Below are 25,143 nucleotides of genomic sequence, written 5' to 3' on the forward strand. Positions count from 1 at the left end.
AACTATAGGAGAACAGCGCGCTGATAGCAAACACAAAAGTGCATAGCAATAATATATACTCTCCGTAAGGCATAGCCGAACGATACGCAAGCGAAGTAAGCGTTATACCGGAAACACCTTCTGTTTTCCATACACCTGTAACCAGGATTGCAAATGCTGTAAGCGAACACGAAAGTAGCGTATCAATCACCGGACTGAGCATCGAGATCAATCCTTCGCGCACTGGTTCTGTGCTGATAGAAGCACCCATCGCCATCGGTGCTGTACCTATACCAGCCTCATTGGAGAATGTAGCCCTGCGCACACCCAGCATAATGATACCGCCTAATACACCGCCCAGAAATGGATCGCCATGATAGTTGGAGGCAGAGAAGGCATCGGTAAATACAAGTCCTATATAGTAAGGTAGCTGATCTGCATACGCCACGAGAATTATTGCTACCGAGATAAAGTGAAGCACGATCATTACCGGCACCAGACGTCCTGCCCAGTTACCAATACGTTTTATACCACCGATGATCACAACCGATACCAGTACAGTAATGAGCAAGCCAATGATAAATTTGTGAACACTGAAAGACGATTGCCCGATAGTAAACATGCGTTCTTCCACGCCAGCCGGCTTCAAGCCTATATCTACAATGGCCTGTGTTAATTGATTGGCCTGGAAGATCGGCAGCATACCAATGAGGCAGCACAGGCAAAAGAATGTAGCCATCGGCCACCAGTGTTTACCCAGTGCTTCGCGGATCACATACATCGGGCCGCCCTGTAGCTCGCCCGTTGAATCCTTACCGCGATACATACTCGCCAATGTACTGGTAAAGAAGTTGGTAGACATTCCGATAAAGGCTGTTACCCACATCCAGAATAATGCACCGGGGCCACCCATCGCTATAGCAGCTGCTACACCGGAAAGGTTACCCATGCCCACCGTAGAGGCAAGCGCGGTTGATAATGCTTTATAAGGACTTATCTGACCAGGACCTTTCGAGTCTTCGAATTTCCCCATGAGCACCTGTATAGCATGCCCGAAGTATTTATACTGAACAAATCCGGAATACACGAGAAAGAAAACTCCGCCACCTATAATAAGGAATAGAACGGGCCACCAGGTATAGGCAGCGATGTCTGACAAATATTGATTAAGTTCTTGCAATGGTCTATCTGTTAATCCGGAAATATAGGAAATATTGAATTACCGCCTGTGAAGGTTACACAAAAGGACAAATTTATCTTTCTAAAGAGACACGGTTACTTGTATATGCGAGGGTTTACGAACGTGCTGAAAACCCCAAACAACTACCGGGATGTAAACCTTCCGTTTTACCCGGATTATTTCCGATTTCGCTTTCTTTTTCAGTTTAGTTTTTAAACCAAACAATTCAATTCTTTATTCATTATGGTAGGAGCCTTTAGTTTCATTGGCGTCCTGTTGATACTGTTTGTATTGGTGGACTATGTATTTCGCAACCGCTTTACTGTTGCGCCTTTTACCATCTTTAAAGACAACAAGCGCGTAGTGATTGCCACAGGTATATATTGAAGAGATAAAGATGGTAAAGGCAATGCCGGGTTGATCGAATCCTTGCTTGGCGCAGAGCTCACTAAGTCAATGGTTCCCGCGTTGAAAGAAAAATAATTTCTTTGTATAAAAATGTGAAAGCCCCATGAAAATGGGGCTTTTTACTTTCAGTATACACTAGAACCAAATGAGAGACAGATTTTGAAATGAACTAAGTATCCAATTGCCGTTGTTTACGTAAAACCGCGTTAATACTTATCATTCTTGATATTATTAAGGCAACATCGTGTATGCTTCCCGAAGCAACGTCTCCGTTAAAAGATGTGTCAATGGTCTGTTGCCAGACAATATCCTACTATAATGGGATCTTACTTTTCCGGAATGAATGTGTGAGGGTACAGGTAGTATTTATCAAAAACTATATATAGCGTATGACGATGCTGGAACATGCGGAGATAGGCGTGTGGCAGGATATTTTTACCTCTATTATTGAAGATGCAGATTCAAACATTCTATTGCTGGATGAAGAGTTTCGGATCATCAATCTTAACTCCGGATTCTATTGGGTATTCATTGAAACGTATGGTATAGAATTGAAGAAAGGAACTTCGATTCTCGAATCGATGCAACACATCAATGCTGCACTTACACAAGAGTGGAAAGAGCGTTGTATGATTGCTCTGAGTGGTACACCTATAAAAGTAGAAGATGTATTTGAAATAGATGGTCGTAATTATTACTGGGAGATGCACTTCAAATCCAGTTCGCGGCCCGATGGCTCGCAGATCATTTCGGTATTCAGTCGCGATATAACTGTGCGCAAGGCTTACCAGAAGAAGATCATTGAGAATGAAGCCAACCTCCGGTCGATCCTCAATACAATTGATGACAGTATATGGCTGATCAACACAGATTTTGAGTTGATCGACTTTAATCGTGAGTTCTTTAAAAAATATAAACAAGCTTATGGCGTTAAGTTACTGAAGGGCGTTAGCATCCTGGCATTGATACCAGAGGATATGCCGGAACTTCGGGAACAGTGGCGCAACCGTTACGAGAGTGGATTGAAAGGAAGACCAGGTAAATATTATGAGTCATACCTGATTGAGAAGGATATAAGAACTTTTGAAATTAAAACTTATCCTATAGTGGAGAACGGGACTGTAACAGGTTTAACTATGTATTCGCGCGACATTACAAACCAGACACGCGCAGAAGATCTTTTGAAAAAACAGAATGAAGAGCTCATCAAGATCAACGCAGAGCTCGATCGCTTCGTATACAGCGCCTCGCACGATCTGCGCGCACCGCTGATGTCGGTAAAAGGATTGCTGAATATGATACGGCTCGATCCGGAAAAGCAAAACACAGAACTATATCTCGAGCTGATCGAGAAGAGCGTGAACAAACTCGATCATTTCATTTCTGATATAATTCACTACTCGCGTAACGCGCGTATGGATGTGATGCAAAAGGAAATTGACTTTCATGAACTGCTGCAGGAATCAATCGATACACTGAAGTTTATGGATGGTGCCGATAAAGTGAGAAGCATCAAAAAGATTACAATCGATGCTCCGTTCTATTCAGACTATAGCCGGTTGCTGATGGTGTTCAATAATATTATATCGAATGCTGTACACTATCGCGACATCCGGAAAGATGACTCCTATATAAGCGTAGATATACAGGTGGATAAAACGAAAGCCACGCTTCGTTTTTCCGATAATGGTATCGGTATAAATGAAGAATATCTGGATAGAATCTTCAAGATGTTCTTCCGTGCCAATGCCGATAGCAAAGGCTCCGGCCTGGGGCTATATATAGTAAAAGGTGTACTGGAGAAACTGAACGGAACTATAACCGTACAATCCAGGCTGGGAGAGGGAACTACATTTGTGATTGAAATTCCGAATAGCGTGGTCTAACCATAGTAATTCGATATTTATTAATCGGTGTTCGTTGTTCGAGATTCTGTTCCCGTTATTCGTGAATGGTTAACCATTATTCGTGAATGCGGACAGAGATGTATAGCGATTGCTTCCCACTTCCGGTCTTCCGACTTTCCTCTATTTATACTTCATCATTCGTTGATCGATATTCCTTGATCGATATTCGAATGCAGAAAATCTACCACAGATTGACGCAGACGCAGAAAGCTCAAAGTAAAGATGCACGCTTTCTACTTTAGGCTTGCATCAGCATTCTTTACGTTAAACGTAAATATACTTCCTTCTCCGCGCTTACTCTCGATCAAAAGTGTGCCTCCGTTTTTTTCAACGAACTCCCGGCAGAGCATTAGTCCGAGGCCAGAGCCTTTTTCTCCTGCTGTTCCGTATTTGGTGAAGTATTCTTTGCCCAGGATTTTATCGATCTCTTCCTGCGATAAACCCACGCCACTATCTTTTACGGATATATATACATAGTTGTTTTCTGTTCGAATTTTTACTTCAATCGAACCGTTTTCAGGAGTAAATTTCACTGCGTTGCTCAGGAGATTGCGCAGCACGAGTTTGATCATGTCCTTATCGGCATAGGCATAAAGCGTGTTTTGAAGATGTGAGTTTAGCTGTATGGATTTCCGTAATGCCTGTGCACAGAGCAGATTTATATTTTCGTCAACAATATCCTGTAGGTTAAACGATGAAGGTTTTACCTGTATACCTTCCATCTGATCCTTTGCCCAATGTAAAAGATTGTCCGTGAGCGTGGCTACATAATTTATACGCTCCTTCATTTCAGGTATAAGCTTGTTTTGAAATTCACTTTCCGATATATAGCCTGATTCGATCATGCTAAATACTTCCCGGAACTGAAAAATCGGCCCGCGCAGATCGTGTGATATAATGGAGAAGAGTTTGTCTTTGGTATAATTCGATTGTCGTAATATCTTAGACTGACTTTCGATCTCTATATTTTGCCGGTTTACTTCTTCATTAATGTTTGATATCTCTTCGTTCTGTGCCATGATCTCTTCATTCATTGCCAGCAACTCTTTTGTCTTTTCGGTTACTTCCCGTTCCAGTAATTCTTTCTGTCTGTTTACTTGCTTTGTCCGTTGTAGTATTATACCATATACAATAAGTCCGAGCAGTACAAGATATATACCGTAGGCCCATAGTGTTCTATAGACTGGCGGGGTGATGTAAAATGAAAAACTGCTGGGTTTACTCTCCACCTTGTAGCTGTTTCGGGCGCGCACCATAAAGGTATAGTTGCCCTCCGGCAGGTTGGTAAAGTGAGCCTCACGGGCGGTTGTCCAGTCAGACCAGGTTTTATCGAACCCGACAAGTTTATATTGAAATTCATTTTTTTCGGCATCTTCAAAGTGTACTATATCAAAATCGAAGCGTAAGCTGTTTTGTGAAAACGGAATGGTAGTGGTGATATAGATTGAATCATTTATATTTTTATTAGTATAGATAACGGAATCTATAGTGGTTATCTTTTTGATAATCGATCGCAACGGCTTATGAAAATACGTTTCCTGTTTGTGATTGTAAACGATCAACTTGTTGTTGCTTCCAATCCACACGCCATCGTTTGTCGTTATCAAACGGGGATCAGTTTCTGCCCATGAGATTTTGTTGAAAGGGGTGATCAGTGCATCATAAATGCCATCCTTACCTTTTATCAGCATGCCTGCCATCTCTTCATTTTTGTTAATCGATCTTCCCCGAAAATAAATATACCCTTCCTGACTTTCTGCAATCGCGGAGATCAGGTAACCCTGCAATGCTTTGCTAAAGCGAGGGTCAGGGTTGAACCTATTCGTGGATGAGTTATAGGTATATATACCATTGCCCGTGGTTGCTATAATTGTTTTATCGTTCAGTTTATATATGCGATTATGCATGTCGGAAGGCAAGCCCTGGGCGCTGGTATAAAATTTCTTTTCAATCACGGCATCCAGCGCATCATTCAATCGAAGTTTCCATATACCTTTTCCGTAGTGCGCGATCCAGAAGTTCCCATGGTCGTCTTCCTGTATATAGCGTGTTTCTTCATTAAAGCCTTTGATCCTGCGTTTACTCCAGGCGCCATCTTTTTCTGATAACAGCCAAATGCCATTTCCATACGTACCCATGATCAACCGGTCTTTACGATGGCTTACAGAACATAACGAGAGCACACCATTATCGCGAATAATTACACGGGGATAGTTTTTGTTGTCGATCTCTGATACACCGCTGTCGCAGGCTAGATATAGTCGATCGTTAAAACTATACATTTCCCATACTGTACCTGTATTAGGAAGGAACTCGAACGTGTCTTTATCTTTCAGTCGATATAACCCCAGGTTGGTGCCGGCATATTGTTGCCCATGATATTGCCCCAGGGTGAATACAGAGCCACGCAGGTTGTTATGTTTGTCGTAATAACTCAGCGGACTACTGGTTATAACCATGCCTATAAACTCGTTGGTAGCAAACCATAAGTTACGGTTTATATCTTCCAGGAATAACTCATCGGATAGTGTACTTTCATCCAGCACATTGCCGCCTATGCGCGAAAGCAGTTCGCCATGTATACTAAAAATCAGTATTTGATGATTGGAGACAACAGCAATACGACCACCCGGCAACGGACGAAATCTTTTTACAGGTATATCTTTCAATGCGGTATTTACTGCCTCCGAGAAAAGCTTTGGTTTTTTTATACTGGCATTTCCCTCCAGCGTCCATAGCTGCTTCTTGTCATCCAGCAACATATAGCCATTTTCGCCATACTCAGAAACGAGCAGAATCTTTGTGTCGGTTAGTAAATTCATGGGGCGGAATGCGTCCTGTTTATATACATACATACCGCCATTTTTTAAAGCATAGATAGAGTCTGCCAAGTGAATCGGCCATAGACTTTGTTCGTCCAGTATTTTTATCTTTCCTTTTGCCAGGTCGTATACATAGCAATGTTGCATGTCGCTAAAGAAAAGTGTAGAACCCAATACCTCGGTATCCCAGATTTCTCCCAGCATATTCTGAATTTCCTTCGGTAGTGATGGCAATAAAGAATGATAGGTATAATTACCGGACGCGTCCTTCATAATATAGCCCAGCTCTCCACTGCCCCCTATATATACCCTGCCATGCTTGTCAGATGCAACAGAAAAACAATACGCTGTGCCGGGTAGTGTTATCAGTTCCCAGCGGATACCATCAAAGATCAGAACGCCATCGGTGTTGGCAAAATACATAATGCCCCATTCGTCTTGCTCGGCATCCCAGTTTTGCATGGAACCTTGGTAAGTTTCTATAGGATATTTTTGTATGAAGAATTGCTGACCTCTCGTAACGTGCGGACACAGGTATATACAGAAAACGAGAAATGCATAGCGGTAAAGATTCATATCAGATGATCAGGTAGATTAGGAGTATTATCTATATAACAGTTTATCTGTTTGCAAAATGCCGAGGCACCTTGCAGGATTTATCCATAGGGGCTGGCGGCTTTTACGTAGAAGCGCCCTTACAGGTATAGGGCTCGTTTATAGGAAGAAGTATACTTCTTGAATAATATCTTTTTCTTTAGTGACTGAGTTTAAAGTGGTGCGTTTATGATGTAATAGCCAGGGTAATGTTGAAATAAAAATGATCCCCGTCTAACCAAATATAGCATATATATCAGCCTGTCAAGTAGTGCATATCAATAAATGCCCGGACACCGCATAATGTGGTATAGTCATTCCATGATCTTTAAATAATACATTGGCATAATTAGCCTATTATGATGTTCCAATGCTTGATATTGAACATTATATCACGCAGAGCATCGATCAGGTATCCGGTACTTTCAGCTTGTAAGATTGGTAACGGTTTGTGTATGATTTTTTATACTGTAAAGTATATCGGGTTTCTATACTTCACAGGGCGTTATGCGTGATTTTACAGATATATGCTGACCGGTTTTTCAGGAGGTGTTTTTGAAAACGAACAGTGCTTGGTACGAATATATAGTTTGCTATACTTTGAGTTGCTTGTGTATAGATAAACCGAATGTCAGCTAAACCGGTTTTGGCCTTGCGTGTGGGGTTAGGGTGGAGCGATATTTTTTGTAACTTTATTCTTCTTATACAGTAAGGCATTGAGTAGTATCAGCGAAAAAGATTTTAATACACTGTTAGACCCCGAGTTGTTTTCCGCTATTCTCGATACGTTGGGAGAAGCGATCTGGGTCATTGATCTGCGCAACCATCATCTATACTGGTTTGCATCTTCTGTCAGTCAACAGAAGTACGGTATTCCTCACGGACATATCGATGATAATTTCTGGCGGAATAATATTCATCCGGATGATTGTGATCGTGCTGTGAATGGTTTTGAAAAAGCACTTCACGATACAACGGCATCCACCTATAGCCATGAGTATCGTTTTCGCGGAGCCGGTGGTATAGAATATATGATTTATGATAACATGCGCTTTCTGCGGAATGAAAAAGGCGAAGCACTTCGTGTTATAGGTACTTGGCGCGATGTTACCAACCGTTATCAGCGTGAACAAAAATTACAGGAACTGTTCAATACACTGGGAGAAGAGCGTAACCGCTTCAAGATGATCGCAGAGCTTTCCAATACAGCCATGTGGGAAGTAGATATCGCTACACATAAGCTACAGTGGATGGCCGGTAACCGTACACTGGAGGAATTTGGATTTAATAAACCAGACTATACTATAGATGACTGGTTGAAGGATGTTCATGACGATGATCGGGATCGCGTAGCGGCCAGCTTTGAACGTGCCATTGCTACGGAAGATAATTTCTTTGATACCTATCGCTTTTTGAAAAAAGATGGAACGATCGTTCATGTTATTGATCAGGGGACCATCGTACGCGATGATAACGGCACCGCTATAAAAGCTGTAGGCAGTTGGGTAGATATAACACGCGAGCGAATGCGCGAGCAGATATTAGAGCGAACCATAGAACAGCAACGCACCCTTAACCGCGCGTTGCAAGTGCGTGAAGAAGAACTCGCTATGGCCGAAGAAGAATTGCGCCAGAGTAACGATCAGCTTTCACATAACGTGCAGCAATTGTCGGAGCGTGAATTTATACTCAACCAGTCGCAGAAGCTGGCGCGCATCGGTAGCTGGGGATATGAGATCGGAACACAGACCATGGTGTGGTCCAACGAGATGTATAACATCTTTGGTGTTGACGAACGATTCAAGATCAGCGAGCTCGATGAGATAGCAGCATTGTTTGATGAACCAGGTCGCAGGTTGATCAGCGATGCACTTCATCGCATGGCACAGCAATATAGCAATCCGTTCGATATCACCGGACGCATAACCACACCGTTGGGCTATAGGAAGTGGGTGCGGATTACAGCGTACCCGGTACTCAAGCACATGTACCATCGCGTGGTCGGGCTGGTGTTTGATATCACTTACCTGAAGGAAGCTGAAGAACGACTGAAGAGCAGTGAACAGAAATTTGCCAGCGCCTTTCGCTATAATCCTAACCTGATGGTGATTATGCGGGAGAGCGATACATTGATTGCCGATGTAAACGACCGTATTGAGTCGATATTAGGATATACCCGCCAGGAAGTAATTGGTCGCCCGGCAAGTTCATTGGGACTCTTTGTTAATCCGGATGATCGTGTAAATTTTTACGAACGATACTTCGAAACGAGAGTGGTGGAAGTTGAGTGTCCGTGGTATAAAAAGGATGGGAGCATTATACATGTAATTATCTCAAGCAATCGTGTGGAGATTGAAGGCGTGCCGTATATCCTGTCCGTTGTGCGCGATGTATCCGAGCGCAGGTATGCCGAAGAGCGTTTCCGTAAATCGTTCGACCTCAACCCGGATCTGATGCTTATCTTCCGTGAGCGCGATCTTACATTGGTGGAAGTAAATGAAAAGCTGCAACCTATAGCAGGCTATACCCGCCAGGATGTGATCGGTAAATCTTCCAACGCTTTTAACCTGTGGGCGATACAGGAAGACCGTACCAAATATTTCGAAGCACTGGCACGTGATAAATCGGTTACTATGGAATCTGTTTTTCTGCGAAAGAATGGTGCACACTTTTTCGGAACGATCTCCGCACAACGTATACAGTTTCATGGAGAGAATCACCTGCTGGTAATTGTACGCGATACAACTGAGAAGAAAATTATAGAAGAGAATCTGGTAAAGAGTGAAGCGAATCTTAATTCCATTCTCAACAACACCGAATACTTTATCTGGTCGGTAGATATGCGTAATAAACTGTTGCGCTTTAACAATCGCTTTGCCGGATTCTTTAAACGGTATCTCAAAACCGATCTCTTCGTAGGCATGCCGATCCTGGATTTTATCAATCCACATTCGTTCAGCGAATTTTGGCGAAGTAAATATGAACTTGTTACAAACGGCAGTACTGCATCTTTTGATGTAGAGACGAATGATCGTATATACCATTGTGTGCTTCACCCGATTATCATCGAGGGAAAGATGAGTGGTATAACGGCCTATATGAACGACATTACCAGTCAGCGTGAAGCAGAAGAGCGACTCATGTTGAGTGAAGCGAATCTTCATGCCACGATCAACAATACCAAATTTATGGTGTGGGCGGTTGACAGACAATATCACCTGATCAACTGCAACCAGACCTTTAAAGAGTATATGAAGTTCTATTATGGTGCTGTGCTGGTGTATGGGCAACCTATTATTGCTGATGACTCCACCAACCCGGAAGCAGAGTGGCTGCGCACCACGTGGAAAGAACGTTACGATCGGGCCTGCACGGGCGAGTCGTTCGTGATGCAGGAGAAACGAAACAACCGCTATCATAAATATTCATTCAGTCCTATCCGCGGAAAAGACAGCATCACGGGTGTAACGGTATTTGCTGAAGATATTACGGAGCAGAAACTGGCGGAAGACCGCATACGCGAAAATGAAATCAAGCTCAACGCCATCATCAACAATACCGATTTGAGTATATGGTCGGTAGATATGGATTACCGTATCACTACACTAAACCAGGTATTCTATCAAACGATGAAAGACCTGTATAATGTAGAGTATACAGTAGGGCAGGATATGATCAAGGTGTCACGCGGACATTTGCCGGATTACCTGATCGACTATTGGGTAAGACTATATAATCGCGCCTTTACCGGTGAGTCGGTGCTGGAGGAATATGAAGGTAAACAGGTAATAACACAAAATTCGGTTCACCCGATCATTGAGAACAATCGTATAGTGGGTGCATCGATCTATACCCGCGATATAACCGAACTGAAACACAAAGCCGAAGAGCTTGCCGAAGCGAATAAAAAGATCGGAGAACTTAAACTGATGGCGCTCCGATCGGTGATGAATCCGCATTTTATTTTTAATGCATTAAACTCCATCCAATATTTTATAGCGAAGAACGATCGGCAGAATGCTATTAACTATTTGTCAACTTTTTCAAAACTCATTCGGGGCGTTCTTTCGCATTCTGTGAATGATAAAATTAGTATAGCCGATGAGATTGCATTGTTAACATACTATATCAACCTGGAGATGGTGCGCTTCGAAAATAAATTTGAATTTCAGCTTGAGGTAGATCCGGAGCTCGATCAGGAGAGCATCGAGATACCGTCCCTGTTAATTCAGCCGTATGTAGAGAATGCTATTCTGCATGGTTTATATAGCAAGCAGGATAAAGGATTGTTAAAGATTATAGTTCGTTACGACAATGATCGTGTACTCTTTACCGTAGAAGATAATGGTATAGGTCGTGTGGCCGCACGAGAGCTTCGAAGCAGGAATTTTCCCAAGCATAACTCGATGGGAACAGTATTAACCGAAGAGCGACTTCGCCTGATCAATGAGCGCGACAATGTTGCCTTCGAGATACAAGATCTTGTTACAACGGATGGGCAACCGGGGGGCACTCGTGTAAATATTTGGGTAAGATTCTGAGGTTTTCAAAATTCCTCTTATATTGTATATGCCCCAATCCTATGATCAACGCTATTATCGTAGACGATGAGCTGAAAAGCCGTGAGAGTCTAAAAATTCTACTTGAAGAATTCTGTGAAAATGTTTCTGTCAAGGCGTTGTGCCAGGATGTAGCCGAAGCGATGCAAGCCATACAACAGTATAAACCCGATGTTGTTTTCCTGGATATTCAGTTGCAACGGGAAACCGGTTTTGATCTGCTTACCAGGCTTCGCGACTTCGACTTTGAAGTGATCTTTACTACAGCTTATTCCGAATATGCGATCAAGGCATTCAAGTTTTCGGCCATCGATTATCTATTGAAGCCGATAGACATAGAAGAATTGAAACGTGCCTTGGCCAAGGTTGAAAAACGCATGGGCGATTCTATTTCCGTTCGGCTGGAGCAACTCATGCAAAATCTAAAGACGGCTTCTTCCGAAAATTATAAACTGGCCTTGCCCACATCCGATGGGTTGGTATTTGTGCGTACACAAGATATACTCTACTGCGAAGCATCCAGTAATTATACCGAGATCACTGTTACCGATGGAAAGAAATACGTGGTCAGCCGCACGCTCAAGGAATATGAGGATATGCTGAGCGATCATAACTTTTATCGCATTCACAATTCCTACCTGATTAATCTGAACGCTATAAAAAAATACGTGCGCGGAGAAGGGGGCTATGTGATTATGACCAACGATAAATCACTGGACGTATCCAAGCGGAAAAAAGAAGGATTTCTGGCGCGTATAGGGGCAAAAATGCAGTAGCCCGGAGGTTGTTTTTCGATTTCTCCACTTACTCAAAGATCCTTCCCATCTGCTCATTCAGAATCAGTTAACCATGCTGCTCACCGTATTTTCGGGGAAATTTTATCGGCATGAAAATTTTTCCCTACTCGATCGTCAAAAAAAATGATCTCGCATCTTTACAACATAAACTTTCACAACACCAGGTACAGATAACGGGCGCCACCCAGTTTGTAAAAGCGATAGAGCAGGGAAACCTGGACGTGCAGTATAATGATACAGATGAAGTAACCGATGAGAACCTGCTGGCAACTTCGCTGGTAAGCATGCGCAACCAGATGAAGAAGTTTTCGCGGGAAGAGAAACAACGTAACTGGGTAACAGAAGGACTGGCGCAGTTCGTAGATATACTTCGCTCTAAAAATGATAACCTGGCAGAGCTGTCGAACCAGGTGATCAGCAGCCTGATAAAATATATGGGCGCCAACCAGGGAGCGCTCTACATCATTGATGAAGACGATCCGAAAGATGTTTACCTGGAACTGGTTGCCTGCTATGCATACAATCGCCAGAAGCATTTGAACCAACGCTTTTCATTGGGAGAAGGCATCATCGGTCAGGTGATCCTGGAGAAGACCACTACCTATCTGAAAGATATACCGAAAGATTATGTTCGCATAACGTCCGGGCTAGGCGAAGGATTGCCGCGCAACCTGCTGGTAGTGCCACTCAAAATTGAAGAGACGGTGCTGGGCGTTGTAGAGATCGCATCGTTTGCCGAGATCAAAAAATACCAGATCGAATTTGTAGAGAAGCTTGGCGAAAGTATAGCATCTACAATTTCTGCGGCAAAGGTAGCAGAGCGTACTACCAAGTTATTGCAGGAGTCGCGCATGCAGGCAGAGCACATGCGTACGCAGGAAGAAGAGATGCGCCAGAGCATGGAAGAACTTGCGGCAACGCAGGAAGAAATGCAACGCATACTGGTAGAAGTACAGGCAAAGGAAGGATATCTCAATGAAGTACTGAACGCTTCTAGCGATTCTATATTTACCGTTGATAAAGAGTTTAGCATTATCAGCTTTAACCGTGCCTTCAATGCCGGTGTGGAAGCGATGGGAGTAACGGCCCGCAAGGGTATGGATATACTCACTATATTTCAGCAAGGACCGGAGCGCGACAAGCAACGCATGTACTATAAGCGTGGATTGGCCGGTGAACATTTTGATATTACTGAATCTTTTGAAATAGGAGGCAAGCAGTCCTATTATGTAAGCAGCTATTCGCCACTACGCGATAAAGACGGACATGTTTTTGCCGTAGCATGTTTTGCAAAAGACATCACCGAGATGATGCGCGCGCGCCACGATGCCGAGCGCATGGCGCATGAGGCTCAACAAGCGAACGAAGAAATGAAAGCACAGGAGGAAGAGCTTCGCCAGAATATGGAAGAACTTTCGGCTACGCAGGAAGAAATGCACCGCATACTGAATGAAGTGCAGGAGCATGAGCGCTATCTCAATGAAGTATTAAACGCAAGCAGCGATTCGATCTATACCCTTGATCGCGAGTATAAAGTGATCAGCTATAACAAAGCTTTCAGTGCCGGCCTCGAGGCTATCGGTTTGCCGGTAGTAAAGGGGTTTGAAATGCTCTCTATATTTCAGCAGGATCAAAAACAGTTGGCCAAGCAACGCGATAATTATGATCGTGCATTTAAAGGCGAACATTTCCAGATTACCGAAGCATTTGATATAAACGGAGTGCAATCGCATTATGTGAATTTTTATTCACCGATGCGTGATGCAAGCGGAGCGATAACCGCTATAGCATGTTTTGCAAAAGAGGTTACCGAACTGGTAAATGCACAGCATGAAGCAAAAGAGAAAGAGACTTACCTGAACAACATGCTCAATGCATCGGGCGATGCTATTATGGCTGTAGACCGCGATCTGCGTGTAGTGCTTGCCAACAAAGCCATGATCAAAATATTCCAGGAGCAGGATATACAGGAACCAACCGGATTTCATGTAGCCGATCTGGTGCGCAAAGGAAAGGGTGACCCCGATGCGTTTACACTTCCCTATAGAAAGGCATTGAATGGCGAATCATCAGAGATAACCAGAAACTCTTTCGGTCATCATTACATAGTTACCTATAATCCGCTGCGAACCGAAACCGGTGAAGTGATCGGAGCCAGCGCGTTTACCAAAGACATAACGATACAGGCTACGCTGCAACAGCAAACTGAAAAACTGCTGGCAGAATCACAGCAACAGGCGGAAGAACTGAAAGCACAGGAAGAAGAACTTCGCCAGAATATGGAAGAGCTTTCGGCAACACAGGAAGCGATGGAGCGCCAGGTAGAGGAAACAAACAAACTGAAGCGCGACCTGGAAATTCGGGAGAGTGTATTTACGTTAACAACGATACTCTCGGAAGCAGACCTGAACGGAAACATCACACTGGTAAATGAAAAACTTTGTGAAGTATCAGGCTATACGGAAGAAGAGTTGCTGGGCAAGCCGCATAGTTTATTGCGCCATGCCGATATGCCGAAAGAATTATTCAAGCTCTTCTGGAGTACCTTGAAAAAAGGTGAAGTGTTTAAAGGCATCATCAAAAATAAAACAAAGAGCGGAGGACACTACTGGGTAGATGCCACGGTGGTGCCGGTGAAAGACGAAGCAGGAGTGGTGGTGAAATATATAGGAGCGCGTTATCATCTCGAAGATGAAGAGATCGCGTTACTGCTATATAATCGCCAGGCAAAGAAATTGAATCTTCCTGCATTGCGCAGCAGCGTATTGCAGGATAAATAGAAGATCTATAGCACTTGTCTAAAAAAAGTAGTTGTCGGGCTTTAATCATGAGGGAAGAAATGTGAAGACTTCGTTATCAGCCATGCCTTTGGATTTGATCTCGGAGAATGAGATCAGGCAAAAGCTTGTATCCGTGTTTACGGAGTCGATTGTACTTACCAACCAGTTCGAGATCGATCATGTAAGTCATGATATACTCGATGCACTCGGTTATCGCCTGTCGGAGTTGAAAGGCATGCATATTAACCAGCTCCATCCGGAGATGAATATACAGCGCCTGCTGTTGGGGCGCCTCGATCGTGGTTTCTTTGGTGAAATTATACTTGCGCTGCATACACGCCATAGCCATCCTGTTATTTTTAATATAACCGGTTTTTATTTAGGAGTGATCACCGATATGAATGGCTATATCGTGCTTAACCTCAAGAACCTTGATCGCAAAGAGCATATAGCACAGGCCGAGAACGACCGGGAAGAACTCGACCGCTTTATCTATAGGGCGGCACACGATCTTCGCGGGCCATTGGCAACTATACGCGGACTGCTGAACTTGCTGAAAATACGAAAAGATGATGACGAGATTGATGTGATGGTAGCCATGCTCGACTCTAGTGCCGAGCGACTGGACGAACGTCTTTTTAAATTGCTATACCTGGCAGAGTCAGGAGAAGCTGAATTACCCACGGGCGAGTTACACATTGCTGCATTGGAGAAAGCGCTGCGCGAAACACGCGAGCAGAATTGCCCGCTGCAGGCAATTGAAGTGGAGATCATTTCCGGGCAGCCTGTTATTCAAAATATACATGAGCACCTGGTGCAATCGTTGCTCACAAACATCATGCAGTATATGGTTTGTCTTCCGAGGCAAAATCATCCTGCATTATCCTATACGCTGAGCAGTACCGTGCATGGTTTGGAAGTGCGCGTACAGGCGCTGGGCTTTGAACTCGATTATAATATGCAGCAGGTGTTGCAGCAACGCACATCGCTCTATTCAGGTTTGCTCGCCTATCCGAACCTGATCAACTATTATGCAGCGCGCAAAATTGCCTTGTCGCTGGGGGCAACCATGAATATCACATTTCTTGCCGGTGGTGTTCAGGAGATATATGTTGCTATTCCTTTTTATTCGGCCACGCGCCATGCGGGCTAAAACAGAAGTATCCATCAGGCGGCCGTCCACTTAATCAAAAGAAACATCCACTTACTCATTTTGGGTATGGCGGGGGCACTGGCCGGTATATCTTTGCTACGCATACACAGTAAAATTCTCCTGTACAAATAATAGGTTTTGGGTTTAGGGTTACAGGAACTAAAAAAGCTTCGGGCAGACGGCCTGAAGCTTTTTCTCTTTTATAGCCACGCCATACTTGCTGGCAGAAATACCCTCTCCATTTATTCGATACAACTTCTTTGCACTTTCACCCCCCTATATATAGTAATGTGCTCTGTTAATATATAGTGGTGTCAACTCTGATTATAGAAACTATAAAAGTTTGGTCGGCTATTTTGTTCTTTATAACGATTCTATATAGTTGTTAACAATTCGTTCGTCCACTTACTCAGTAAAGAACGCCAGTCAATCATTTGCTATTCGCAAAACAGAGGGGGATCTACAAATTTGATCAACAATAGTTCCCCTATGAAACAATTTATATTCTTCCTCCTTTTATTTCTTGCGGCTCTTTGGGCCAATGCGCAAACTGAAAAACCAGAACTTGTAACCGATCGTCCTGATCAAACAGAGGCACCGGTCCTTGTACCCAAAGGTGCCTTGCAGGTGGAAACCGGTTTCATCTATGAGCACGACAAGGAATCGAACGTAGACCTCACGAACTTTACCTATAACACTACGCTGATCAAGTACGGTGTTAACGATCACCTCGAATTACGTTTCATCAATGAGTATCTCGGTTCACGCGTGCGTGTAGGAGAAAAACCAATGACCAGTACACAAGGATTTAGTCCGCTGGCTGTAGGTGTAAAACTCAAGATTGCCGATGCAAAAGGCTTCTGGCCACAAGCTGCATTTATAGGGCACATCAATCTTCGCTCAGGTTCAAAAGAATATGAACCGAATTATACCGCTGCCGATTTTCGGTTTACGTTATCACATGAGTTAAGCGATCGTTTTGAACTCAGCTATAACCTCGGTGCCGAATGGAATGGCGAAACACCGGAAGCAGCATTCTTATATACTCTTGCATTAGGCTATGACATCAGCGATCGTGTAGGTGCATTTGTAGAAGGCTATAGCTTTTTCCCGGAAGGAGAGCAAGCCGATAATCGTGTTGATGCAGGTATTACTGTTCTGATTACCGATGTAGTGCAGTGGGATCTTTCCGCAGGACTTGGTCTGAGTGATAACTCGCCTGATTCATTTATCAGCACCGGAGCATCGTTCCGTCTATTCAAGTAATCCATTTACTAAGTTATGTAGCCCATCTGCTCTGTAGCAGTATAAGAGTATAGATCGTTAAACTACATTCGTTCACAATTCATTTTTACCCCCGATGAAAAAAACAATTTTGGTAGTAGATGATTTCGCCAGTATTCGCGATTTCGTATGTGAAACGTTGCAACGCAAGGGATATGAAACGCTGGGCGCTGCCAATGGAAATGAAGCCTATAAAGTATTAACAGAAAAGAGAGAAGATGTACACCTGGTGCTGACAGACTATAACATGCCGGAGTGTACAGGTTTCGAACTGTTGAAGAAGATCAAGGATGATCCGGCTGTTGCCAAAGTACCGGTGATATTTCTTACCACCGAATCCAATCCCGACAAGATGCGCAGTGCTAAAGAAGCCGGGCTTACTGCCTGGATAAAAAAGCCGTATCGCTCGGAAGCATTCTTCGCACAGATCGAAAACGCGATCACGAATGGATAGTAATCAAAAACGATTTGTAGAAGATGCACTTGATCTGCTCAATGAGTTAGACGAAGGTCTTCTGCAACTCGAAGCAAATCCAAATGCGAGTGCGCCACTGGAACAAGTGTTCCGCACCATGCACACTATAAAAGGTGGGGCAAACATGTTTGGATTTGAAAATATAGGGGCGCTTGCACACCAGTTGGAAACGCTCTATGATCGTGTGCGCCAGGGACAGATGCAGGTCTCTGATGAACTGATCAGTATAACACTCCAGGCTTTTGATAAAGTGCGCGATCTTCTGAAAGAGAAAGATGTTGCCAGGATCGCACACCCGGAAGCATTAAAGGACCATCTCAATGCGGCAGCAAACTTTCTCAAAACCGCAGAAGCAAAGTCGGCCGGAGTGATGATGGTTGATTCTTCGATCGGTGCAGTTCAAAAAGATGAACTGGCCACTTTCTTTCTACGGGTAACACCTACGATAAATATAACAGAAGATGGTAATCACCCGCTGGTGTTTATCATCCAGGATATAGCTGCTCTCGGTACATCTCGTGTACTGCTTACCAAGCATGACGCTGGTCATGTAGTGCACTGGGAAGTTTTCGTTACAACGACTGCTCCACAGACTGAACTGGAAAGTTATTTTTTATTCGTAGAAAATGAATGCACTGTTTATTATCACAAGCTTACTCCGTGCGATCTTTTCGAGCAACCCGGCTTTGCTCAGTATATTGATACGCTGGGTGGCCATCCGGTGGAACTTGAAAAGCTTGCACCGTTCATTGCTCAATGCCTGGAAGTATATGAGCAGCAGAAAGATGTTGACACCGGAGTTGCCGCAGGTGCTGCAGGCGGAAGACGTGTTGCCAACGACAGTTACATTAAAGTAAGCAAACGCAAAGTAGATGATCTGCTCAACTGGATCAGCGAGCTTATCATTCTGCAGGCACAGCTTACTACTACAGCTTCTGCTATACAGCACACATCGCTTACTGAAGTAGCCGAGCAACTCGAAATGATTACCGGCCGCCTGCGCGATACATCGCTCGAGATAGGACTGGTGCCGATTGAAACACTTGTTACAAAATTCAAGCGACTGGTGCGCGATCTCTCGCGGCAGTTAAATAAGAAAGTAAATTTTCTTAGTGAAGGTGCCGATACGGAAATGGACAAAGATGTGATTGAGATGATGACCGATCCCATCATACACATTATTCGTAACGCGATCGATCATGGTATAGAAGCACCAGAGATTCGTAAAGCTGCCGGTAAATCGGAGCATGGCACTATAAAATTAAAAGCATTCAACTCCAGTTCGTATGTAAACATCGTGATCAGCGATGACGGACAAGGTATACATAAAGATCGTGTGGTAAAGAAGGCGCTCGAAAGAGGTCTCATAGCAGCCGATGCTATACTTACCGACGATGAAATCTATGCACTCATCTTTCATCCGGGTTTATCAACCGCTTCGCAGATATCGGATGTATCGGGGCGTGGTGTAGGCATGGATGTAGTAAAACAGCAGATACTGGAGCTGCGCGGCAGTGTACATGTAAAGAGCGAACCGGGAGCCGGCACCGCTATACATATAAAGCTTCCGTTGTCGCGTTCCATCATAGAAGGTTTATTGGTAAATGTGGCGGATACCCGGTACGTTGTGCCACTGAATATAGTGGAGCGCATCGACCGCATTCCTTATCACGAGCTTGAGCGTGAAGACAAGCTGAATAAAATGGTGCTGGTAAATGAAGAACCGTTACAAGTGTTATCGCTTCGTAAAAAGTTTCATGATGATACGCACGCACCCAAGACAACCGATATTATTTCGGTGCAGGTAAACGGTATACGCAAAGGTATAGCGGTAGATAAGATAGAGGGGAAGATGCAAACCGTTATGAAGCCGCTGGGCGATGCTTACCGGCAACAGGATTTTGTTTCGGGCAGTACTATACTGGGCAATGGCAGCCTGGCGCTGGTGCTTGATCCGCTTCGCTTATTTCAAATTACGAATTATTAATCCCCCGTATGAGTCATATTTCCAAAGCGTACCTGACGTTCGCATTAGGTGAAGAAAAATTTGCTATACCGGTAGACTACGTACAAGAAGTAGTAGAACTGGAACATGTAACGCGCGTGCCACAGGCTCCGCCCTATATGTTAGGTATCATTAACCTGCGCGGTCGTGTGCTTCCGTTGCTCGATACCAAGATGAAGTTAGGACTGCCCGCTTCACCGGTAACACGCAAGAGTCGTATTATGATACTCGATCTGCATATAGCAGACGATCGTAATCTGCAGATCGGTGCGATGGTAGATATAGCCCGTGAAGTAATTGAGCTGCACGATAACCAGATACAGCAGACACCCGATTTTGAAAATGTAAAAACTACGGTGCCGGTTACCGGTCTTGTAAACGACCATGGCGATATAACACTCATTATGGATATAAACCGTGTGTTCTCTTTCCAGGAGCTTACAGATGTTACTAAATCATTGAACTAACTTTTTCCCCCATAGTATATGTTAACTAATTTAACAATTCGAAAAAAGCTGATACTTGCGTTTTCAGTTCTTATAGCGCTGATGCTGGTAATCTTTACAATTGCTTTCATACGCTTTCGCAGCGTAAATGAACGCATGAACGAGATCACCGATGTTACTTCTCACAAAGTATTGCTGATCGGCCAGATCAAACATGATATTACTGCGATCTCACGCGATCAGAAAAATCTTATTGCCGAGATCGATGACCAGAAGATGAAAAACATCGGGAGGAACATTGATAAAACCATCAAGTCGATCAACGATAACATGGAGAAGCTGGAGAACCTGAGTGAAGGAGAGATGCTTTCGCTGGTGCAGTCGTTGAAAGATATACTTGATGAGTATTTCAATGTGCAGAAAAATATACAGGAGATAGCAGTACAGAATACCGAGATCAAAGCAGAGGAAGTTTCAGACAACGAAGCAAAGGCTGCTTTTGATAAAGCGATGGTTACGCTGAACCAGATTGTAGAGTTAGTAGGGAACCGCGAACATACAGCACGCCTGGTTGAATTGAAACAGGCTGTATCGCAGATCAACTCTAACGAAAAAGATATGATCATCGCGAAGACCGATGATGACCTGAATAAACACTTGGGACAAGTAGCAGAAGCGGAGAAAGTACAAGCTGCGATCAGCGATGAACTTGATCGTAAACTTACCGGTGAAGCCAAGATACTCTTCGATAAATACGAAATGCAGTTTGCCAATTACTATACCCTGCACATGCAGGTGCGTAACTACGCCAAAGTAAATTCAGGTGGCAAGGCAGAAGAAATGTCGAAGACACTGGGGGAGAAGATCGATGATCAGGCGGATGAAGTTATAGGACGTATATACGAGATCATCAATGCGCAGTTGGAGAAAGACCAGGTTGATACGGATGAGATGTACGACTCTACGGTGTTTACCATGATCATTGTTATACTCGTAGCAATCATCAGTGGTGTGCTGGTAGCTACATGGTTGTTGAAAGATGTAACCGGCTCGCTTAGCCAGGCCGTTGGCGCGATCAAGAAAATTGCAGCCGGAGATTTTTCTGCCGATGTGAAGAAAGATAAGAATGATGAGATCGGTTTGATGCTGCGAGAGCTGCAGTTTATGATCGAGAAACTTCGCAGCAGTGTGGAGGTTGCCAAACTCGTATCGAAAGGTGATCTCACGATGGACTTCAGCACGATGAAAAATAAAGGCGGTGATCTCGATCAGGCATTGGAAGAAATGGTAACAAACCTCCGCGATATAGCTACCACTATATATAATGGTGCCGAGAATGTATCCACCGCATCGCAGCAGGTAGCATCAGCATCACAACAGATGTCGCAAGGTGCGCAGGAGCAGGCGAGTGCCTCTGAAGAAGTATCATCATCGATGGAGCAAATGGTGGCTAACATTCAGCAGAACACCGATAACTCACGCGAGACGGAGAAGATCGCCAACAAGGCAGCGAAAGATATACAGGTGAGCAGTGAAGCGGTATCAGAAACGGTAGAAGCCATCACCAATATAGCCGAGAAGATCGCGATCATTGAGGAGATCGCATCGAAGACAGATTTGCTCGCGCTTAATGCAGCCGTTGAAGCAGCACGTGCCGGTGAACATGGTAAAGGCTTTGCTGTAGTAGCAGCCGAAGTACGCAAGCTTGCCGAGAGAAGTCAGAAAGCAGCTGCAGAGATAACAGAGATATCAGCGAAGACGGTAAAAGCAGCACAACAATCCAAAGAGTTATTGTTGAATACATTACCGGATATAAACAAGACAGCCGAGTTGGTTCAGGAGATTGCCGCAGCCAGTATAGAACAGAATACAGGAGCCGACCAGGTGAATGGCGCTATACAGCAGTTGTCGCAGGTAACACAAGGCAATGCATCTGCAGCAGAAGAGATGTCGTCTAATGCAGAAGAGTTGAACAGCCAGGCGGAAGAGCTCAAAACAGCCGTGAGTTATTTTAAACTTGATAACCGTGCGCGGATGCTGAAGAACATGCGCTCAAACGGATCAAAGAAAAATGCGCCCGCTATAGCGTATGCTGATACAGTATCACAAACCAATGGCAACGGTCATGCAGTAAAAGGATTTGATCTCAAGTTTGGTGAAGGTCCATCCGATAGCGAGTTTACCGAGTTCTAGTCAACCGTTACAACGGCTGGTATACTGGCTATAGATATTTACCTTCCTTCTATACGCGGTATGGGAGGGGGTTAAGTGTTTCGCAGGAGAAGCGGTTAGGGTAAAGACGCTATCCTGCGGGCACTTACATTTTTTACACGAAGTATATACATGCACACCCCTACATGGAATCTTCTTACGAATACGGCTTTGTAAAAATGGACGATGAGAGCTTCGACAGGCTCAGTACATTTGTTACGCGCGAATACGGTATAAAACTTCCCATCAGTAAAAAGTCGATGCTGGAAAGCCGGCTGAATAAAAAAGTAAAAAGCCTCGGTCTTGATTCTTATAAAACTTTCCTCGATTATCTCTTCAGTAAAGAAGGCATGCAAGCGGAAGTTTTCAACGTGATCGACCTGATCACCACTAATAAAACTGATTTCTTTCGCGAAGCTGCTCACTTTCAATTTTTAACACAGGATTTTTTACCGCGCTATCAACAGGAATATAATCGCAATGCATTAAAGATTTGGTCGGCCGGGTGTTCTACCGGGGAAGAGCCCTATACGTTGGTCATGGCACTGGAAGAGTATAGAAGGCGTCATCCGGAACTAACCTATAGCTTGCTGGCCAGCGATATATCACTGCGGGTTATACAAACGGCCTTTCAGGGTATATATACCATGGATCGCGTAGAGAATATACCAATGGAAATGAAGCGCACCTATTTTATGCGCAGCAAAACGGATGCTGACCTGGTACGCGTAAAGCCACAGTATAGAAACAAGATACAGTATAAACGCATTAACCTGATGGACGACCAGTATAGTTTGTCGCGCGAAGATTATGATATGATCTTCTGCCGGAATGTACTGATATACTTTGATAAGCAGGTGCAGGAACGCGTGCTTCGTAAATTCTGCGGGCATTTAAGACGCGGTGGTTTATTATTCCTCGGTCATAGCGAATCTATTATGGGTATGAGTCTGCCCTTGAAACAAGTACGCCCTACGGTGTATCAGGTAACGACATGAGTATAAAAAAGCACTATCTTTTACCGGGTGAACTATATGTTTCGCTGGTGCCGATGGAGATCACTACGGTATTAGGTTCGTGTGTATCCGTATGCCTGTATGATTCGGTAAGGAAGATAGGAGGTATAAATCATTATTTGCTGCCGGGCGGAGAAGATGATGCACGAGGCGATGCATCGAAAGGATCGGCATCTATAGCTTTGCTGCTTCGGATGATGCTGAACAGCGGATGTATACGCGAGAATCTCGAAGCAAAAATATTTGGTGGCTCCAGTTCTGTATCAGCCGATCGCGACCGGTATGCTATAGGTCAGCGAAATATAGCGATGGCAGTGGATATACTGGGTAAAGAAGGTATACCCCTTACAGCCCGGAATACAGGAGGCATGCAGGGAAGAAAAATTATCTTTCTAACCACTTCCGGAAAAGTGACCATGCAGTTACTGCCGCATCCTATAATTATCTTTCAGCATGAAAACGATAAAGGTTCTGATCATTGACGACTCTGCGCTGGTGCGACAAACACTGAGTGAGATCATTCAGTCGGATCCACACCTGGAGGTTGCAGGCACGGCAGCAGATCCTTACTTCGCCGCACAGAAAATCCGTAACGAAATCCCGGATGTCATTACACTGGATGTAGAGATGCCGCGCATGGATGGGCTTACGTTTTTGAAAACGCTCATGGCGCAGTTCCCCATTCCGGTAGTGATCATCTCAAGTCTTACACAACAGGGCAGTCATCTTGCGCTGCGCGCACTGGAGCTTGGTGCTGTAGAGATCGTAGCCAAATCGGAGATACGCAATACAAAGGAGCATCTGGAAGATTCGCGCATTCGCATTACCGATGCCATCAAAGCTGCGTATAGTGTACCCGTTAAACGCGTAGCCTTAAACAAGCAGCCTGCTGAAAATATACCGGTGGTGAAACCGGACCCGAATAATCCTCATTCGCCCATTTATAAAACAACTGATAAGGTAATTGCTATAGGAGCTTCTACCGGAGGCACAGAAGCACTGCGCTATATATTGAAAAGTATACCGGCTAACTGTCCGGGGATATTAATTACGCAACACATGCCGGCAGGATTCACCAAATCATTTGCCGACCAGGTAAATACTATCTGTGAAGTAACGGTAAAGGAAGCGAGCGATGGTGAACGTGTTATGCGCGGCCATGCCTACATTGCCCCGGGTGGAAAGCACATGGAGCTGTACCGAAGTGGTGCCAAGTATTTTATTAAAGTACGTGATGGTGAACTGGTGAATCGTCATAAACCTTCTGTCGATGTACTCTTCAATTCCGTAGCCAAACATGCCGGGCAAAATGCACTCGGTATAATTATGACGGGTATGGGGCGTGATGGTGCCGAGGGTTTACTGAATATGAAACAGGCGGGAGCCAAAACCGTGGCACAGGATGAAGCCACCAGTATAGTGTTTGGTATGCCGAAGGAGGCGATCAAACTGGGAGCAGCCGATCAGGTACTGGCATTGCAGGAAGTGCCGCAGCGCATCCGCATCTATACCTGACCGGCTATAGCT

16 protein-coding genes are annotated in these 25,143 nt (G+C 44.3%); 14 read left to right on the forward strand and 2 right to left on the reverse strand.

Going from position 1 to position 25,143, the window contains the following annotated elements; all coding sequences use genetic code 11:
* Positions 1-1,159: amino acid carrier protein (locus VIN08_RS08850; RefSeq protein ID WP_331963319.1), on the reverse strand; the 1,159-nt coding region annotated here is incomplete at its 3' end.
* 243 nt (positions 1,160-1,402) lie between these two features.
* Here VIN08_RS08850 and VIN08_RS08855 point away from each other — a divergent pair.
* Together VIN08_RS08855 and VIN08_RS08860 are read left to right on the forward strand one after the other, a co-directional pair.
* Positions 1,403-1,546, forward strand: coding sequence for a hypothetical protein (locus tag VIN08_RS08855; RefSeq protein WP_331963322.1), 144 nt, complete (start codon positions 1,403-1,405; stop codon positions 1,544-1,546).
* Positions 1,547-1,956: 410 nt separating this feature from the next.
* Positions 1,957-3,453 (forward strand): PAS domain-containing sensor histidine kinase, encoded by a 1,497-nt coding sequence (locus tag VIN08_RS08860; protein WP_331963325.1) that lies wholly within the window; start codon positions 1,957-1,959, stop codon positions 3,451-3,453.
* Between the two features lie 254 nt (positions 3,454-3,707).
* Here the strand turns inward: VIN08_RS08860 and VIN08_RS08865 are convergent, their stop codons facing one another.
* Positions 3,708-6,758 carry an ATP-binding protein gene (locus tag VIN08_RS08865; protein WP_331963328.1) on the reverse strand — a complete coding sequence of 1,017 codons (3,051 nt, stop codon included), beginning with the start codon at positions 6,756-6,758 and terminating at the stop codon, positions 3,708-3,710.
* Positions 6,759-7,606: 848 nt separating this feature from the next.
* On the opposite strand from VIN08_RS08865, the gene VIN08_RS08870 reads away from it, so the two are divergent.
* The 12 genes from VIN08_RS08870 (at position 7,607) to VIN08_RS08925 (ending at position 25,131) form a co-directional block, all read left to right on the forward strand.
* Complete coding sequence (locus tag VIN08_RS08870) at positions 7,607-11,431, forward strand: PAS domain S-box protein (RefSeq protein WP_331963331.1); 3,825 nt, start codon at positions 7,607-7,609, stop codon at positions 11,429-11,431.
* A 41-nt stretch (positions 11,432-11,472) separates the two neighbouring features.
* The gene (locus VIN08_RS08875; protein ID WP_331963334.1) at positions 11,473-12,225 is read left to right on the forward strand and encodes a LytTR family DNA-binding domain-containing protein; all 753 of its coding nucleotides are present in this window, start codon (positions 11,473-11,475) and stop codon (positions 12,223-12,225) included.
* Between the two features lie 110 nt (positions 12,226-12,335).
* Positions 12,336-15,026, forward strand: coding sequence for a PAS domain-containing protein (locus VIN08_RS08880; protein ID WP_331963337.1), 2,691 nt, complete (start codon positions 12,336-12,338; stop codon positions 15,024-15,026).
* Positions 15,027-15,087: 61 nt separating this feature from the next.
* Positions 15,088-16,179, forward strand: a complete 1,092-nt coding sequence (locus tag VIN08_RS08885) for a sensor histidine kinase (protein ID WP_331963340.1) — start codon at positions 15,088-15,090, stop codon at positions 16,177-16,179.
* A 489-nt stretch (positions 16,180-16,668) separates the two neighbouring features.
* Positions 16,669-17,445, forward strand: coding sequence for a transporter (locus tag VIN08_RS08890; protein WP_331963343.1), 777 nt, complete (start codon positions 16,669-16,671; stop codon positions 17,443-17,445).
* Between the two features lie 94 nt (positions 17,446-17,539).
* Positions 17,540-17,917, forward strand: a complete 378-nt coding sequence (locus VIN08_RS08895) for a response regulator (protein WP_331963346.1) — start codon at positions 17,540-17,542, stop codon at positions 17,915-17,917.
* Positions 17,910-19,925, forward strand: a complete 2,016-nt coding sequence (locus tag VIN08_RS08900) for a chemotaxis protein CheA (protein ID WP_331963349.1) — start codon at positions 17,910-17,912, stop codon at positions 19,923-19,925. Before VIN08_RS08895 ends, VIN08_RS08900 begins: the two co-directional genes overlap by 8 nt.
* An 8-nt stretch (positions 19,926-19,933) precedes the next feature.
* Positions 19,934-20,410 carry a chemotaxis protein CheW gene (locus tag VIN08_RS08905; protein WP_331963352.1) on the forward strand — a complete coding sequence of 159 codons (477 nt, stop codon included), beginning with the start codon at positions 19,934-19,936 and terminating at the stop codon, positions 20,408-20,410.
* Positions 20,411-20,428: 18 nt separating this feature from the next.
* Positions 20,429-22,582: a methyl-accepting chemotaxis protein gene (locus tag VIN08_RS08910; protein WP_331963355.1), complete on the forward strand. Its 2,154-nt coding sequence runs from the start codon at positions 20,429-20,431 to the stop codon at positions 22,580-22,582.
* Positions 22,583-22,746: 164 nt separating this feature from the next.
* Positions 22,747-23,598, forward strand: a complete 852-nt coding sequence (locus tag VIN08_RS08915) for a CheR family methyltransferase (protein WP_331963358.1) — start codon at positions 22,747-22,749, stop codon at positions 23,596-23,598.
* A complete protein-coding gene (locus tag VIN08_RS08920) occupies positions 23,595-24,098 on the forward strand; it encodes a chemotaxis protein CheD (RefSeq protein ID WP_331963361.1) in 504 nt (167 codons plus the stop codon). Before VIN08_RS08915 ends, VIN08_RS08920 begins: the two co-directional genes overlap by 4 nt.
* A complete protein-coding gene (locus VIN08_RS08925; protein WP_331963364.1) occupies positions 24,070-25,131 on the forward strand; it encodes a chemotaxis response regulator protein-glutamate methylesterase in 1,062 nt (353 codons plus the stop codon). Before VIN08_RS08920 ends, VIN08_RS08925 begins: the two co-directional genes overlap by 29 nt.
* Positions 25,132-25,143: the final 12 nt, after the last annotated feature.

Origin of the sequence: Ohtaekwangia sp., from assembly GCF_036568665.1 — a bacterium.
Taxonomy (GTDB): domain Bacteria; phylum Bacteroidota; class Bacteroidia; order Cytophagales; family Cyclobacteriaceae; genus Ohtaekwangia.